This is a genomic window from Micromonospora sp. BQ32, from assembly GCF_059358895.1.
This window is the reverse complement of record NZ_JCADBI010000016.1, coordinates 51,257-64,938: the sequence shown is the minus strand read 5'-3', so window position 1 is coordinate 64,938 and position 13,682 is coordinate 51,257. Positions and strand designations below refer to the sequence as shown.

14 protein-coding genes are annotated in these 13,682 nt (G+C 70.0%); 6 read left to right on the top strand and 8 right to left on the bottom strand.

What is annotated here, in order from left to right:
- Nucleotides 1-6 precede the first annotated feature (6 nt).
- The 6 genes from AC5L30_RS26005 to AC5L30_RS25980 form a co-directional block, all read right to left on the bottom strand.
- Complete coding sequence (locus AC5L30_RS26005; RefSeq protein WP_494870238.1) at nucleotides 7-378, bottom strand: hypothetical protein; 372 nt, start codon at nucleotides 376-378, stop codon at nucleotides 7-9.
- 234 nt (nucleotides 379-612) lie between these two features.
- Nucleotides 613-1,827, bottom strand: coding sequence for an Imm21 family immunity protein (locus tag AC5L30_RS26000; protein WP_494870236.1), 1,215 nt, complete (start codon nucleotides 1,825-1,827; stop codon nucleotides 613-615).
- 99 nt (nucleotides 1,828-1,926) lie between these two features.
- Nucleotides 1,927-2,388 carry a hypothetical protein gene (locus AC5L30_RS25995; protein WP_494870234.1) on the bottom strand — a complete coding sequence of 154 codons (462 nt, stop codon included), beginning with the start codon at nucleotides 2,386-2,388 and terminating at the stop codon, nucleotides 1,927-1,929.
- A 408-nt stretch (nucleotides 2,389-2,796) separates the two neighbouring features.
- Nucleotides 2,797-3,681: a hypothetical protein gene (locus tag AC5L30_RS25990; RefSeq protein WP_494870232.1), complete on the bottom strand. Its 885-nt coding sequence runs from the start codon at nucleotides 3,679-3,681 to the stop codon at nucleotides 2,797-2,799.
- A gap of 42 nt (nucleotides 3,682-3,723) precedes the next feature.
- The gene (locus tag AC5L30_RS25985; RefSeq protein WP_494870230.1) at nucleotides 3,724-4,443 is read right to left on the bottom strand and encodes a hypothetical protein; all 720 of its coding nucleotides are present in this window, start codon (nucleotides 4,441-4,443) and stop codon (nucleotides 3,724-3,726) included.
- 95 nt (nucleotides 4,444-4,538) lie between these two features.
- Nucleotides 4,539-7,310 carry an AfsR/SARP family transcriptional regulator gene (locus AC5L30_RS25980; protein WP_494870358.1) on the bottom strand — a complete coding sequence of 924 codons (2,772 nt, stop codon included), beginning with the start codon at nucleotides 7,308-7,310 and terminating at the stop codon, nucleotides 4,539-4,541.
- 132 nt (nucleotides 7,311-7,442) lie between these two features.
- On the opposite strand from AC5L30_RS25980, the gene AC5L30_RS25975 reads away from it, so the two are divergent.
- From AC5L30_RS25975 to AC5L30_RS25960, 4 genes are all read left to right on the top strand, one after another.
- Nucleotides 7,443-8,411, top strand: a complete 969-nt coding sequence (locus AC5L30_RS25975; protein WP_494870229.1) for a GlxA family transcriptional regulator — start codon at nucleotides 7,443-7,445, stop codon at nucleotides 8,409-8,411.
- A 90-nt stretch (nucleotides 8,412-8,501) separates the two neighbouring features.
- A complete protein-coding gene (locus AC5L30_RS25970; RefSeq protein WP_494870228.1) occupies nucleotides 8,502-9,086 on the top strand; it encodes a hypothetical protein in 585 nt (194 codons plus the stop codon).
- A 37-nt stretch (nucleotides 9,087-9,123) separates the two neighbouring features.
- Nucleotides 9,124-9,756 carry a dihydrofolate reductase family protein gene (locus AC5L30_RS25965; RefSeq protein WP_494870227.1) on the top strand — a complete coding sequence of 211 codons (633 nt, stop codon included), beginning with the start codon at nucleotides 9,124-9,126 and terminating at the stop codon, nucleotides 9,754-9,756.
- A 57-nt stretch (nucleotides 9,757-9,813) separates the two neighbouring features.
- A complete protein-coding gene (locus tag AC5L30_RS25960) occupies nucleotides 9,814-10,275 on the top strand; it encodes a hypothetical protein (protein WP_494870226.1) in 462 nt (153 codons plus the stop codon).
- Between the two features lie 69 nt (nucleotides 10,276-10,344).
- On the opposite strand, the gene AC5L30_RS25955 is transcribed toward AC5L30_RS25960, so the two are convergent.
- Nucleotides 10,345-11,634 (bottom strand): glycosyltransferase, encoded by a 1,290-nt coding sequence (locus AC5L30_RS25955; RefSeq protein WP_494870225.1) that lies wholly within the window; start codon nucleotides 11,632-11,634, stop codon nucleotides 10,345-10,347.
- A 139-nt stretch (nucleotides 11,635-11,773) separates the two neighbouring features.
- Between AC5L30_RS25955 and AC5L30_RS25950 the strand changes: the two genes are divergently transcribed.
- Nucleotides 11,774-12,481 carry a GntR family transcriptional regulator gene (locus AC5L30_RS25950; protein ID WP_494870224.1) on the top strand — a complete coding sequence of 236 codons (708 nt, stop codon included), beginning with the start codon at nucleotides 11,774-11,776 and terminating at the stop codon, nucleotides 12,479-12,481.
- 10 nt (nucleotides 12,482-12,491) lie between these two features.
- Nucleotides 12,492-12,908: a hypothetical protein gene (locus AC5L30_RS25945; RefSeq protein WP_494870223.1), complete on the top strand. Its 417-nt coding sequence runs from the start codon at nucleotides 12,492-12,494 to the stop codon at nucleotides 12,906-12,908.
- A 6-nt stretch (nucleotides 12,909-12,914) separates the two neighbouring features.
- On the opposite strand, the gene AC5L30_RS25940 is transcribed toward AC5L30_RS25945, so the two are convergent.
- Complete coding sequence (locus tag AC5L30_RS25940) at nucleotides 12,915-13,625, bottom strand: cytidylate kinase family protein (protein WP_494870357.1); 711 nt, start codon at nucleotides 13,623-13,625, stop codon at nucleotides 12,915-12,917.
- Between the last annotated feature and the right edge of the window lie 57 nt (nucleotides 13,626-13,682).

Here is a 13,682-nt window from a genome sequence, read left to right as displayed (position 1 = left end):
GTGTCCTCACGGGCTGACCGAGGGCGCGTTCCTCCGGAGATACCGCATCAACGACCGCCGTCCCAACTTCAACGCTGCGCTGGTGACCGCCTGGTCACGTTGATGGGAGAGCTCGGCGAACCGGGCTCGCACATCGGTAAGCGGTTGGTGTGGCGCCCAGATGGTCCGGAAGGCCCTGGCCTGGTCGGCCAGGGACTGGTTGGCCGCAGCGGAGGTGAACGCCACCTCGCTGCGGTGGGCGGCCCCGGAGCTGCTGGCCACCGAGGCAAGGCCGGCGGCCACCAGAGCCGCGAGGGCAGCTGCCGTGCCCAGCTCGGCGGAGGCCAGCCCGGCCGCCCCCGCAGCGCCTGCGAGGACCGCCGACGAGACAGTGGTCAAGGTGTTCCAGCGTTGCCAAAACGCGGCTTGCCTCCGCTGAAGTGAAGCCCAAGACTCGTGCCGCTGTTCGAGCAATTCGGCTTCAGCGATGAAGACGGCACGCTCCCGCTGCTCCCCATCCACGCATCACATTGTGTCAGCCTTCGATGTCGCCAGGACAGTGCCCCGCGCGACGTCGATCTCCGGACGAACGCGCCGGCCACCGACCGCACGATTCGGTGGCCGGCGCGGCGTTCACGCTGGCTGGGTCTGCGCGACCAGTTGGACCAGCACCAGTGCGGTCGTGTTGTCCGGTTCGACGTGGGCGGTGCGGATCAGGTACGTGCCGGCAGCCAGGTCGACCGTGAGGTGGGTGGTGTGCTCCAGCCCGTCGCCGGTATAGCCGGAGTCGAACAACTCGGCTGGCCCGCTGGTCGTCCACGTGCCCGCGTCTTCCCACTCGGCGATCTTGACCGCCCGGGGAACGAGGCGGACGACCTCTGCCTCGGAGGCGGCGTAGAGCCACCGCACGAAGGTCCGCCGGTCCGGGAGGTACGTGGTGGAAGCCGGTTCGTCGGCCAGCACGAGCGCCTGGTCGGCACCGACATCCAGCACCCCGACGTAACCGTCGACCCGGCAGGCCCGGTCGTAGTCACCCCAGGAGTCATCGTCGTCGTCCGACGCGCCCCTCCACTCGCCGAGCGCTGACGTCGGCACGACGATGAGCGGCCCGCCGCCCGAATCGACCCACGGCAGCTTGCTGACCGGCCTTCGCGTACGAGCGAGGACGCCGGCCAGGTCGGTCATGTCGGTCACGATCGCGTCGGCACCGGCGGCGGCCAGGCGTTCGGCCTTGCCGGGCCTGTTGGCGTACCCAACGCAGGCGACACCGGCTGCTCGGGCGGCTGCGATGTCGGTGATCGAGTCACCGACCAGAACAGCGGCCTCGGGCGCGACCTTCAGCGCCTCCAGGGCCCGCACGACCGGCACCGGGTTGGGCTTCAGCAGATCGGGATGCTCGCCTCGGCCGATGACAGCGGCGAAGTAGCGGGCCCGGTCGCGGCGCCCGAGGTAGGCGCCGATGGCGGCGGCCGAGTTGTTGCTGACGATGGCGAGGGTTCGCCCGGTCGCCAGGCACGCCCCGACCATGTCGAACGCTCCGATCGTCGTCTCCGCGGACGCCGCCGCCTCGACCTCCGCCGCCAGGGCCGCACCGACGACGCCGACCAGCTCGGGCGCGAACACCGCGGTCGCGCGGAACAGCTCCAGCGGGTCGTCCTCGTCGCGCAGCTCACCGGGCAGGACGACGCCCCGGCTGAGGATCAGCTGACGCAGGTCGGCGGCGATGCGCGACGCGGCCCTGCTGCCGAACAGGCGGCAGATCGGACCGTCGAAGTCGACGAGGACGGCTTCGGCCCGCTCGGCGATGTCAGCGAGCCGGTCGGCTGGTCGTTCTGCCTCGATCGTCACCACGCGCTCCCGCAGACCGTCTTCGCCGTCAAGGCTGTCGATCCTAGAGACCGGCGCGGGCCGAGCCGTCCTCGGACGGCTCGGCCCGCTTTCCCTGCGTCAGGGTGTCACCCTGGTGGCCGGGCTGTCGCCCGGCAGACCATCCGCGTCGCTCTCCGTTTCCACGGGCGGCAGCGGGGTGGTCCCGAGGACGCCGCCGTCCCTGGAGTACGCGGTGAGCGTGGCCGGCTGGTCCGGTGGTACCTGGGTGGTGCCGGCGTTCGACGCGTCGAGGGCGACCGTGGTCGGGGGTGCGCTGCCGACCGCGACCGTGACGCGGGTCGCGGCCGGCGGGGCGATCACCCGCACCTGGCCCGTTGCGGACCGGGCACCGTCCTCGGTCCGGACCCGCCAGCCAATCGGACGCATGTCGGCGCCCTCGGCCGGCAACAGCAGCCGTAGGTCGGTCGACCATCCGGTCCGGTCGTCACCGTGCATGGCGTACGCGATCACTCCGCCGCCGGCTGGCTGCACGGTGAGCAGCGCGGCGGCCTGGTCGTGCTCACGGCCCGACCACCGCACCCGTACGGTCGTAGACCTCGGGCGCGTCCCTGTCGCAGCACCCGCCCCCAGCGCCGATGGGTCTTCTCCAACGCCGACTGAGCCAGATCCTCGGCGGTCCCCCGGTCGCCGGTCAGCAGGTAGGCCGTTCGGAGCAGCGATGCCCATTGTCGTTGGACGAACAGCCGGAACTCTTCGTCGTCCTCGTGCCGACTCACTCCACCTCCAGGTCGCGTCCACCTCGCGTCTACGAGCGGACGCAGAGTGAGACGCCACCGGTCACGTCCGGGGTTGAGCGGAGGATCGCACTTGGGCAGCGCCGGGTTTGCGAGCGGCCACCCGGGCGGGGCGAAAATCTGGATATGCGGAAACCCGCTCCGCCTCGACCGGCGAGGTCGATGCGGAGCGGGACTTTCGGTCGCCTACCCGTTAGAACCCGTCCCATTGGCGGGCCGAGCATTTCCAGGTCTTTCCGCCATCCTGCGAGATGCAGACCACGAGGATCTTGCCGATGAACGGAAGGTTGAGGGTGAAGATGTGGCCCTTGGTCTTCGCGTACACAACGCCGGAGTTCTCGGCGATGTCGGCCAGCGCCCACCCGGGGTCCGGTCGGTCCAGTGTCGCCACCCGGCGCAGCGACTTGATGTCCTTGCCGTCGAGGAGCGTCTTGATCTCGTCCGCCGAGGGCTCGCCGTCGCCGATGAGCGTCTCCACGGTGTACGGGCCGTCGACGGCGACGCCATTGGCCTTCTCGAAGGCAGCCTTCGTCTCGCCGATCGTGGTGGCGCCGGCGAGGTCGAGGGTGAGGATCATTTCGCCCGTCCGGCGCGACAGCAGGCACTCCCAGACGGACTTACCCGAGGCGACGCACATGGTCAGGCACCACTCCCGGCCGTCGGGGGTGGAGGAGGCGAAGAGCAGGGAGGTCGCCGTCCCGCTGTCGCCCCTGCCGTCGTACGCCCCGTCGGCGAGGTCGGCCATGGTCGTGCCGAGGACGTCCCGACTGCCCGGAATCGTGCCGACGACCTTGACCCCGTCGACCTCCTTACCGGCGGCGAGCGCTTCGAGTTGGTCGCCGGTGAGGTTCCGGCCGCCGGTGTCGACGGCCAGCACCTTGTCCAGGTCGCCGACGGGCCGGCCGGTCAGGTCCTCGAACTGTTGAAGCATCGTGCCCGGGGCGCCGGGGTGGTCGGTGATCGTGGTCCGGGCCTCGCCCTCGGCGGCCTGCGACGGGGCGTACGAAGCGGTCAGCCCGACGATCAGGGCGGTCGTGACGATGGCGGTACGCCTGGTGATGTCCCGCAGAGTTGTCATCCTGTCCTCATCTCGTGATCGGTGTCGGCGGGGTGGGACGGGCTACCAGCGACACGTGACCACGTCGCCCACGTCGTTGGGGGCCCCCACGTCGCAGTGGTCGTCGATCCACTCACCGATCTCGCCGATCGTGTCCACGATCCAGGCGAAGAACGACTTGATCGCGCCCCAGAGGCTGAAGTAGACGACTGTCGTCTCAGGGGTGCCGCCGGCCTCGTCGATGACGTCCTTCGTCGACATGGCGGCATTCGGCTTCTCGATGATGTCCAACACCCGTACGCCGGTGTTGTCCTTGCCGGCCAGCAGCGCCTCGATCTGCTCCGGGGTCCGCTCCTTGCCGTCGTCGACCGCGACGATCGCGCGGTCGATCAGCACCTCTCGGCTGCCGCTGACGGCTTGGGCGATGCCGGCGATCTCGCCCACCGTCAGGTCGTTGCCGAGCGCGGGGCCGGTGAACCGCCGGACCGACACGGCACCGGACGGCTCGATCTGGATCTCGTTGGCCGTGATCATGTCGTCCGCTCCGAAGGGCTCCCAGGCGAACGTCCACTTCCCGCCGACGCAGCGGAACTGGCCGTACTCCCCGCCTTCGGGCGCGGTGTCGGTGCGGAGGATCTTGCCGCGCTCGTCGACGTGCTGGACCACGCAGTCGGCGCCCTTCTGCGGCGGCTTGTCGGTCTGGGCCACGGCGGCGGAGGACATGGCCAGCACCGTCCCGCTGACCACCCCGATCACCGCGAGGCGGTGTGCCAAACGACTCATCGAACGCTCCATTCCCGATGCGGAAGAGACTTGGTGTCCGAAGAGTGCCGGGCCGCGCTGAAGCGGCCCGGAAACGGCGCGGAAAGCGGGGTACGTCAGCGCTGCCGCGTGGCGTCGAGTTGTTCGAGGTCGGCGCGGATCGAGTCGGCGTCGGCATCACCGAGCGCGTCGAGGATGGTCAGGGCTCGCCGCCACGCGGCGCGGGTGGCGGCGAGGTCGCCGAGCGCCCGGTGGCTGCCGCCGAGGTTGACGTACGTGCTCGCCTCGGCGTACCGGTCGTTGACCTGCGTGAAGAGTTCGAGGGCGTGCTCGTAGCAGGCGATCGCCCGCCGGTCGTCCCCGAGCTGGTGATGGGCGTGGCCGAGGCTGTCCCAGGTGTCGGCCTGCCCCTGGACGTCGTCCACCTCCTGCAACATCCGCAGCGCCTCGCCGCACGACGCCAGGGCACGGTGGTAGTCGCCGAGCAACGCCTCCTGCCAACCGACCGCGTTGAGGGTGTACCCCTGCCCGGCCCGGTTTCCGGTCGCTCTGAACAGGGTCAGTGCCCGCCGGGAATGGCTCAGCGCCTGCTGGTGCTGCCCCTGCCGCTCCGCCAGTTGGCCGAGGTTCAGGCAGGTGTGTGCCCGCCCGGCGTCGTCGCCGACGTCGGTGAACAGGTCGAGCGCGCGCCGCAGGTGGTCGTCGGCCTCGTCGTACCGTCGAAGGCGGGAGCAGGCGAGACCGAGGCTGCGGTGCGCGTGGCCCTGCCCGGCTTGATCCCCGATGCGGGACGCGGCGGCCAGAGCGATCCGCTGCGTGCCGAGCCAGTCCTGCCAGTGCCCCTGCCGGTGCAGGAAGCCGGCCATGGTCCAGGCGAGCCGCCAGGCGTGTCCCTCGAACCCGGCCCGCGCCGCGAGCGGTACGGCGGCGAGCAGGACGGGGACCTCGGTGGTGAACCACGCCGCGGCGGCCGACCGGTTCTTGGGGCGTTCCGGCGTCACGCCCGCCCGGGGTGGCGGGAGGCTGATCGCGCTGAAGTGCGGGTGCAGTGCCAGGTCGGCGGCGTGCGCGGTGTGCAGGCAGTGGTCGAGCAGCCGGTGGACGGCGGCACGACGCTCGGCCGGCGGCTCGGCCTCGTCGGCGAGGCTGGCGGCGTACGCGCGCAGCAGGTCGTGGAACGCGTAGCGCCCGTAGGTGTGCTCGGTGAAGAGATTCGCCCGGGTCAACTCGGCAAGGAGGAGGCCGGTCGCTTGCCCGTCGGCACCGGCCAGGCTGGCCACGGCCGGGGCGGAGACGTCCGGGCCGGGATGCAGGCTCAGCAGCCGGAACAGCCGCGCCGCGGGTGGGCTGAGCGTCCGACACGACCAGGAGAAGACCGCCCGGACATCGGTGGCCTCGTCGCCGCCGTGGAAGGCGTCCAGGTCGCCCAGCTCACTGGCCACGGCGGCCAACGAGAAGTGCCGGTTGGTGGCGGCTCTGGCTGCCACGATGGCCAGGGCGATGGGCAGCCGCGCGCAACGGTCGGCGATGTCGTCCGCCGCCGCGGGCTCGGCGGCGACCTGGCGTTCCCCGAGTCGGCGGACCAGCATGTCGCGAGCTTCGCCCGGGCTCAGCAGGTCGAGGGGCACCGGTTGGGCGCTTTCGGTGACGACCAGCGGGATGAGCTGGTCGCGGCTGGTGACGATCGCGAGGCAGTCCGGCGAGCCGGGCAGCAGCGGCCGGACCTGATCGGCGTCGCGCGCGTTGTCGAGCACCACCAGCAGACGCTTGCCCGCCACCGTCGTGCGGTACAAGCTCACCATCGTGTCCGGGTCGGTGGGCATCCGTGCCGCCGGAACGCCGAGCGCCTCCAGGAATCCGTGCAGCGCTCGCGCCGGTTCGGTCGGTGCGGCCCCCGGGTCGAAGCCGCGGAGGTTGACGTAGAGCTGCCCGTCGGGAAAGCGTTCGGCCGCGCGGTGCGCCCAGTGCACGGCGAGCGCGGTCTTGCCGACGCCGGCGGTCCCGGAGACCACGACGGCGCCGCCCCGGTCGACCAGCGCGTCGAGGGCAGCGAGCTCCGCGTCGCGTCCGGTGAACGTGGGTACTCCGGGAGGCAGCTGCGCCGCCACCGGTGCCGCCGCGGCCGTGGCCCGGGCAGGCGCGGCGATCGCGGTGTCCTGGCGCAGGATGGCGCACTCCAGGTCCCGTAGCCGCGGACCCGGGTCGATGCCGAGGTTCTCTCGCAGGCTGTCGCGCAGCCGCCGGTACGTGGCGACCGCCTCACCCTGTCGACCGTCGCGGTACAGGGCGAGCATCAGCTGCGCGTGCAGGTGTTCGTCGAAGGGGTGCTGTCGGACGAGCCGTTCCAACCCGGGGACGAGCCCGGCGTGCTCACCGGCGGACAACCGGGCCTCGGCGAGCGATCGTTCGGCCTCCAACCGCAGGCGTGCCAGGTGTTCCGCCTGCTCCTCAAGCCAGGCAGACCCGGCCACGTCGGCCAGCGGTGGGCCCCGCCACAGCGCCACCGCGGCCGTCAGGTGCTGCACCTGCTCGTTGCGGTCCGTCGACCGCCGGGCCAGCTCGATGAGGCGCTCGGCGGCCTGGACATCGGTGGAGTCCGGCCCGGTGTTGAGCAGATAACCGGGCTGGCGCGCCACGATCGATCCGGGATCGCCGAGCACCCCGCGTAGGTAGGAGACGTGGCGTTGCAGCGTGTTCGCCGCGGTGGCCGGCAGCTGGTCGCCCCAGACCACGTCGATGAGCCGGTCGACGCTGACCACCCGGCCCACGTGCAGCGCCAACGTCGCCAGGACCGCCTTGCGGCGTACGCCGTTCACCGCCTGCGGACCGTCGGCGACGACCACCTCCACCGGTCCGAGCAGCCGGACGCGTACGCCCGTGCCAACCATCGAGATCACCGAATCAGGCTAAATCTCCAGCCCGGCAAGCTCGTTCTGTTCGTCGCGCACTGGACACGATCCAGCGGCCCGCCGGGGCTGTCGGCCCTACCAATACCCCTGGGGGGTAGTTACGCTGTGGTCATGCGCGAACGGGTGATCCTCGTCGTCGGGTACGACGGGGCGGAGCTGCTCGACGTCGCCTGCGTCACGTCCAGTCTCGACATCGCCAACCGGATTGGCGCCGCGCCGCCGTACCGGATTGTCCTGGCCACCCCCGGTCAGCGGGAGATCACCTGCGACTCCGGGTTGCGACTCGCGGGCGAGGCGAGCCTGGAACGGTTCACCGGGCCGGTGCACACGCTGCTGGTGACCGGCGGCCGTGGGCACGAGCAGGCGGCGGCGAGCCCGCACCTCGTCGGTCACGTCCGGCGGCTGGCCGGTCTGGCGCAGCGGGTCGCGTCGGTCTGCACCGGGTCGACGGTGCTGGCCGAGGCCGGTCTGCTCAACGGCCGACGGGCCACCACGCACTGGATGTACGCCCACCGGTTGGCGGAACGGTTTCCCGACGTACGCGTCGACGCCGAACCGATCTACGTCCGGGACGGGAACGTCGCGACCTCGGGTGGCATGACGAGCGCCCTGGACCTGACCCTCGCCTTCATCGAGGAGGATCACGGGGCGGCCCTGGCCCGGGGCGTGGCGATGGGCACTGTGGCGTACCTGCAACGGCCCGGCGGGCAGGCCCAGATGAGCATGTTCCTGGCCCGCCGGACCACCGACGACGTCATGGTCCGCGAGATCAGCGACCACATCGTGAGCCACCTCGCCGACGACCTGAGCACCGCGGCGCTGGCCCGGCTCACCGGCGTCAGCGAACGTCACCTGTCCCGACTGTTCGTCGAGCACCTCGGGCAGACGCCGGGGCGCTACGTGCGCCGGGTGCGGACCGAGGCCGCCGCGCAGCTGCTGACCTCCACCGCTCTGCCGCTGGTGGCCGTGGCACGACGGTGCGGATTCGGCTCACCGGAGTCACTGCGGCAGGCGTTCGTCGACCGGTACGCGATGCCGCCCGCCCGCTACCGAACGACGCAGGCGGCACCCACGGGTTGATGCCACGGCTTCGGCCCAGCGCCCCAGCGATTCGGACACGATCGATCCCGAAGCGGTGCCGACCGCGGCGACGCCGGCAGGATCAGGGCCATGACTGAGCAGCCGTCAGTGCGCCGGCCGCGATGGGTCGACCGATGGCCGATCGCGGTCGCACTCGTCGTCGTCGCGGGCGCGGCCACCGTGATCGCACTGGTGAACGAGCAGGCCGAGCTCTTCGGGCCGGCAGTGGCCACCATGGCTGGTATCTACCTCATGGCGTACGCCCTCGGCCGGCCGTGGACCGCGTGGCTGGCATTCGTCATCCTGAGCGCCGTGGTGACCGGCCTGCACCTGCTGGCACGACTGCTCACGCTGCCGGTCGACCCGGCGGTCGGGATGACGCTGCTGCTGGTGCCGTTGTGGGTGTGGGCGGCAACTCGACGTCGCTTCAGCCCGACCCGGACGTTCTCGGTGCAGACCGCCGGCATGATGGTCTTCGGCGCGATCACTCTGCTGACCGCGACGACGCAACCGCAGGTGGGCACCGCCGTGGCGGGTGTCGGCTTCCTGGCACACGGCATCTGGGACGCCTACCACTACCGCGTCAGCCTGGTGGTGAGTCGCTCGTGGGCGCAGTTCTGCGCGGTTGTCGACCTCGGCGTGGGCATCGCGCTGCTCATCGCGGCCATAGGCTGACTACCCGACACACACCATTGTCAATGGAGAATCCGCAATGACCACACGTAACGGCAAGGTGATCGCCAACCAGACCATCTCGGTCGATGGATACTCGGCCGGGCACAACCAGACCGAGGACCGCCCGTTCGGCGACGACGGCGGTGACGGCTGGGGTCGCGGGCTGCATGCCTGGATGTTCGACGGCGCTGAGGAAAACCGGGCCGAGGTCGACCAGATCGACGCCGCCTCAGCGGTCATCATGGGGCGCAATATGTTCGGCCCGGTGCGGGGCGAGTGGGATCGGGAGTGGAACGGCTGGTGGGGTGACGACCCGCCGTTCCACGTCCCGGTTTTCGTGCTCACCCACCACGCGCGCGAGCCGCAGCCGATGAAGGGCGACACCACCTTCCACTTCGTCACCGACGGAATCGAGTCGGCACTCGCGCAGGCGCGCGCGGCGGCCGGTGGCGGCGACATCTCGATCCACGGCGGCGCGACCACCATCAACCAGTATCTCGCCGCCGGTCTGGTCGACGAGCTGCGGCTGCACATCGTGCCGTTCACCCTCGGCTCCGGCGTGCGGCTGTTCGACGGCGTCCCGCCACTGAAACTCGAACAGCTGACGTCGCGTGCGGCAAGCTCGGTCCTGCACGTGACCTACCGGGTGCTCGTCACTCCCTCTCAGTAGCCTGCCCGACGGGCCGGCGGAGAGCCGCAGCGGCAGAGTCGTACGAGGGAGAGTGTGGTGTCCGCTATCGCGTCACTGACCCTGGTCCCCAGGGACAGCATCACCGAGCTGGCCCGCCTGGCCCGCACATCGCCGTCGTCGTTCCGCGCGTACCTGGCGGAACACGCAAGCACGGCACGGCAGGAGTACGACTGGTCCGGATACTGCATGCTCTACGTCCTGACCTATCTGGAAGAGCGCGGCATCGACCTGGAGCCGTCGGAGTTCAATGCGGAGTCGGAGGCCATCAACAGCGCGTACGGCCTGACCACGCTCATCACTCCAGCCCGGCGGTTACTGGATCAGCTCGACCCCGCTGAGCACCGCGCGGAGAAGTTGGCCGCCCACTTCGAGGAGATGGGGGTGGACTTCGAGGACAGCGACACGGCCGGTCTGGCCGGCCTGGACACGCTGACGCTGTTGCGCGACTGCATCTCCGACCTCCGCGACGACCAGGTCTTGCTGCTCAACATCGGCTGAGGCCGACTCATCCGGGCGACGTCACCACCGCGCGATGGGTTGGCAGGGCCCGGCCGAGACGATGAACGCTCAGGCCGAGCGTGTGGTCTGGTGGGCCGTGAGCTGGAGTAGAAGTTCGACCGCACGATGTGTTCCGCCTTCGGAGCGCACCAGCTCTCCAATGTCGGCGGCCCTACGGGGCATCGTGGTGTCGGATCTCGTCGCTTCGACTGCCTCGATGAGGCGTTCGGCGGTGATCTGCCGCTGTGGGATGGGGTCCGGGGCGACGCCGATGGAATGCATTCGTCCGGACCAGAACGGCTGGTCACCGGTGAAGGGGCAGATCACCTGTGGGCGTCCGGCGCGCAGCGCGGCAGCTGTCGTTCCTGCTCCGCCATGGTGGATGATCGCTGCGGCGCGGGGGAAGAGCCAGTCGTGCGGAGCTTCGTCGACGACGTGGACGGAGTCGGTGTTCGAGCCTCCCATCGCGATCCCGCCGGCGCCGGTAGCGACAACGGCTCGCAGCCCGGCTGCCTGAACCACCTGTTGGACCATCTCGCCGATCGCCTCGGGGCTCTGGCCTCGCATACTGCCGAAGCCGACGTAGATCGGCGGTGCTCCGTTGTCGAGGAACCTGGCCAGGGCGGGCGACGGGCCCCTGCCTTCGCCGGCGAGGGTCCAGTATCCCGTGACAGGCGCGTATCCGGGCCAGTCGGCCGGCTGCGGCAGGACATGGCGACTGAACGCCTGCAGTACGAAGGCGGGGCCTCCGTCGGGGCGGCGGAACGGGTCACCGGACCCACGCCGAGACCCCAGCCCGAGTCGTGCACGCCACTGCTTCCCTACCGGTCCGAGGAGCATCTGAGGTGCGAGCGCGGCCGGTCGGTAGCTCAGACGGTTGAAGGGTCCGGGCAACCACGGCGGGGCCCACATCGGGCACGGAAAGGCGGCGGTCGGAACCCAGTTCGGTTGAAGTGCCACCGGGACTGAGGGCACACCGAGGGCCTCGGCGAGGTGCTGGCCGGGGAGCATGGTGTGGTGCACAACGACGTCGGTGTGGGCGGGAACGGCCGCGGTGATGTCGTCGAGCACGGCGGCCATGTACTGCCGGGTGCGGCGCACCACCTCGATGGCGGTCCGTTTCGCCTTCAGCCCGCGGTAGTTCGTCGCGAGTGCCTCCTGGATGTGGGGCTCGTCGGTGAGGCGGTTCCACTGGTCGTCGACGGGCGCGAACGGAACGCCGTGGGCAGCAGCGAGTGACTCGTAACACGCCGGCCCGGCCACCAGTACCTCGTGGCCGGCGTCGGACAGCGCGCGCCCCAGGGCGACGAACGGCTGTACGTCGCCGCGCGTCCCGAACGCGAGCACGAATGCCTTCATCCTGCTGAGATCCCCTCTGACCTGGCTGAAATTTCAGTACCGAGCATGTCTGACGTGGCCGGGATGGTCAAGTCCGGTTCGCGGAGAGCGGGCGATGTCGCCTGGGATCGGGGTGGCGAGCGGGCTAGGGTTTTCTCCTATGACCGACCAGGGCGCGACGGGGGAGGCTTCGCTGACGCAGCAGGCCTACACGGCTCTGCGTACCCGCATCGTGACCTGTGAGCTGCCGCCGGGGTCGACGCTCACCGAGCGGGGACTGGCCCGCTCGACGCCGTACGGGCTGACTCCGATTCGTCGGGCGCTCGCTCGCCTGGACCGCGACGGGTTGATCATCACGCTGCCCCGGGCCGGTTACGTCGTCAGCCCTCTCGACGCTCAGGACGTGTCGGAGCTGGTCGAGGCGTGGGACCTCATCGGCCCCGAGCTTGTCCGCCTGGGCTTGGAACGCCTTTCCGACGTCCAGGCGCAGGAGCTTGCCGGGCTGCTGAGCGAGTGGTCCCCGCCCGACACCGACGGTGAGTATCAGTTGGAAGCGGTCCTACGCTTCTCCGAGCTGTCCATGCGTGTCTTCCAGGTCCTGGCCATCGCGAGCGCGAACCGCTGGTTGCGGTCAGCCTTCGACCAGCTCTCGGACCAGATGTCGCGCCTGTGGGTCACCCTGCTCAAGGACCGCGAAGCCCCGGAACAGCTACAGCAGCTCATAGACCGCTGGAATCGACACATCACAGGCCGGCAGCCCGAAGAGATCGCCGAACACCTACCGCAGTTGATCAAAGACAGTGGCCGAGCGGCACGCGACCTGTTCCACGACCTCGCGACGACACCAGGTGGGCATCGACCGTTGTAGGGTGCGTGCCGTGGGATATTGGGTAATGCCTACAGGCCGTCTGCACCTCCCGGAGTCGGACGACGCAGCTGCGGTCGCCGCTGTCCAAGCGGCCATGGCTGAACGAGGTCTTTGGCACGAGCCGGATGGCTTTCCGTCGAATGCCACGCTGGTCGACCTGGCGGAGTCAGCCAGAGCCAAGATCGTCCGCGACGGAGACTGGATCGAGTTCGGGTACGACGACGAGGGCGACCCCAAGTGGTCGAACGAGGTAACGGTTTTCTACGTCGCGATCGCGCCGTTCGTTCGCTCGGGAACCCTCGATATCGTGGGCGAGGACGATTCCCGCTGGTCCTACACCTACGCCGACGGTCAGATCACCCAACAGGGTTGGAACGGTTGGGATGGATCCATCGAGCCGTTTGGCGAGTATGTGGACCACCCGTAAGCGTGGTCACTCACCGGCCGCCAGGACTTTGGAGAGCGGATCTCCTCGCCGGACAATCTCCCAGACCGGCCGCTGGGGCTCGTCGTTGTGCACGACGATGTCGGCGTGCTGGGTCGGGCGGGCCGTGGCGAGGTAGAGCTGCTGCGAGGGGATGTAACGCTCGCGCCAGCGTCGTTCGATGTCGGCCCGGGTTGACACCCGATCCTCCCGGATCACGGCACGATCCACGGTCTTCACCAGTGCCGTCGACACGAAGATGCGCAGATCCCACCGATCAATCAGTTCCGGGCGCAGGAGGAAGACGCCATCGAAGACGAGCACGGCGTCGGCGGGGGCGGTCGTGACCGGCGGGGACAGCGCGGCATCCGTGGCGCGGTCGTAGACCGCGGGTTGGAAGCGTCGGTCTCCCCCCGGGCCGAGCGGATCGAGCAGAACCCGGTTCAACGCCTCGTAGTCGTGGGCATCGTAGTAGCAGCTTTCGGCCGAGTACTCGCCGCGCGGATAGCGCTGTGCCCGGGGGAACAGGAAATCGTCGATCGTGGCGCGGATGACGTCACGGCCCTGGTCGCGCAGGACGACGGCCAACTCGTCGGCGAGGGTGGTCTTGCCTGCGGCGGGCGGTCCGTCGATGGCAACCCGCGTCGGGTGGGCGACCGTGACGGAGCCAACCGCCTCAGCCAGGCGCCCGAGCAGCTCGTCGCGCGTGCCTTGAACCATGCCCTGCCCCTCTGTCACTTCACCGCTCGCCGGTCGGGCCGGATTTGCACCCCCATC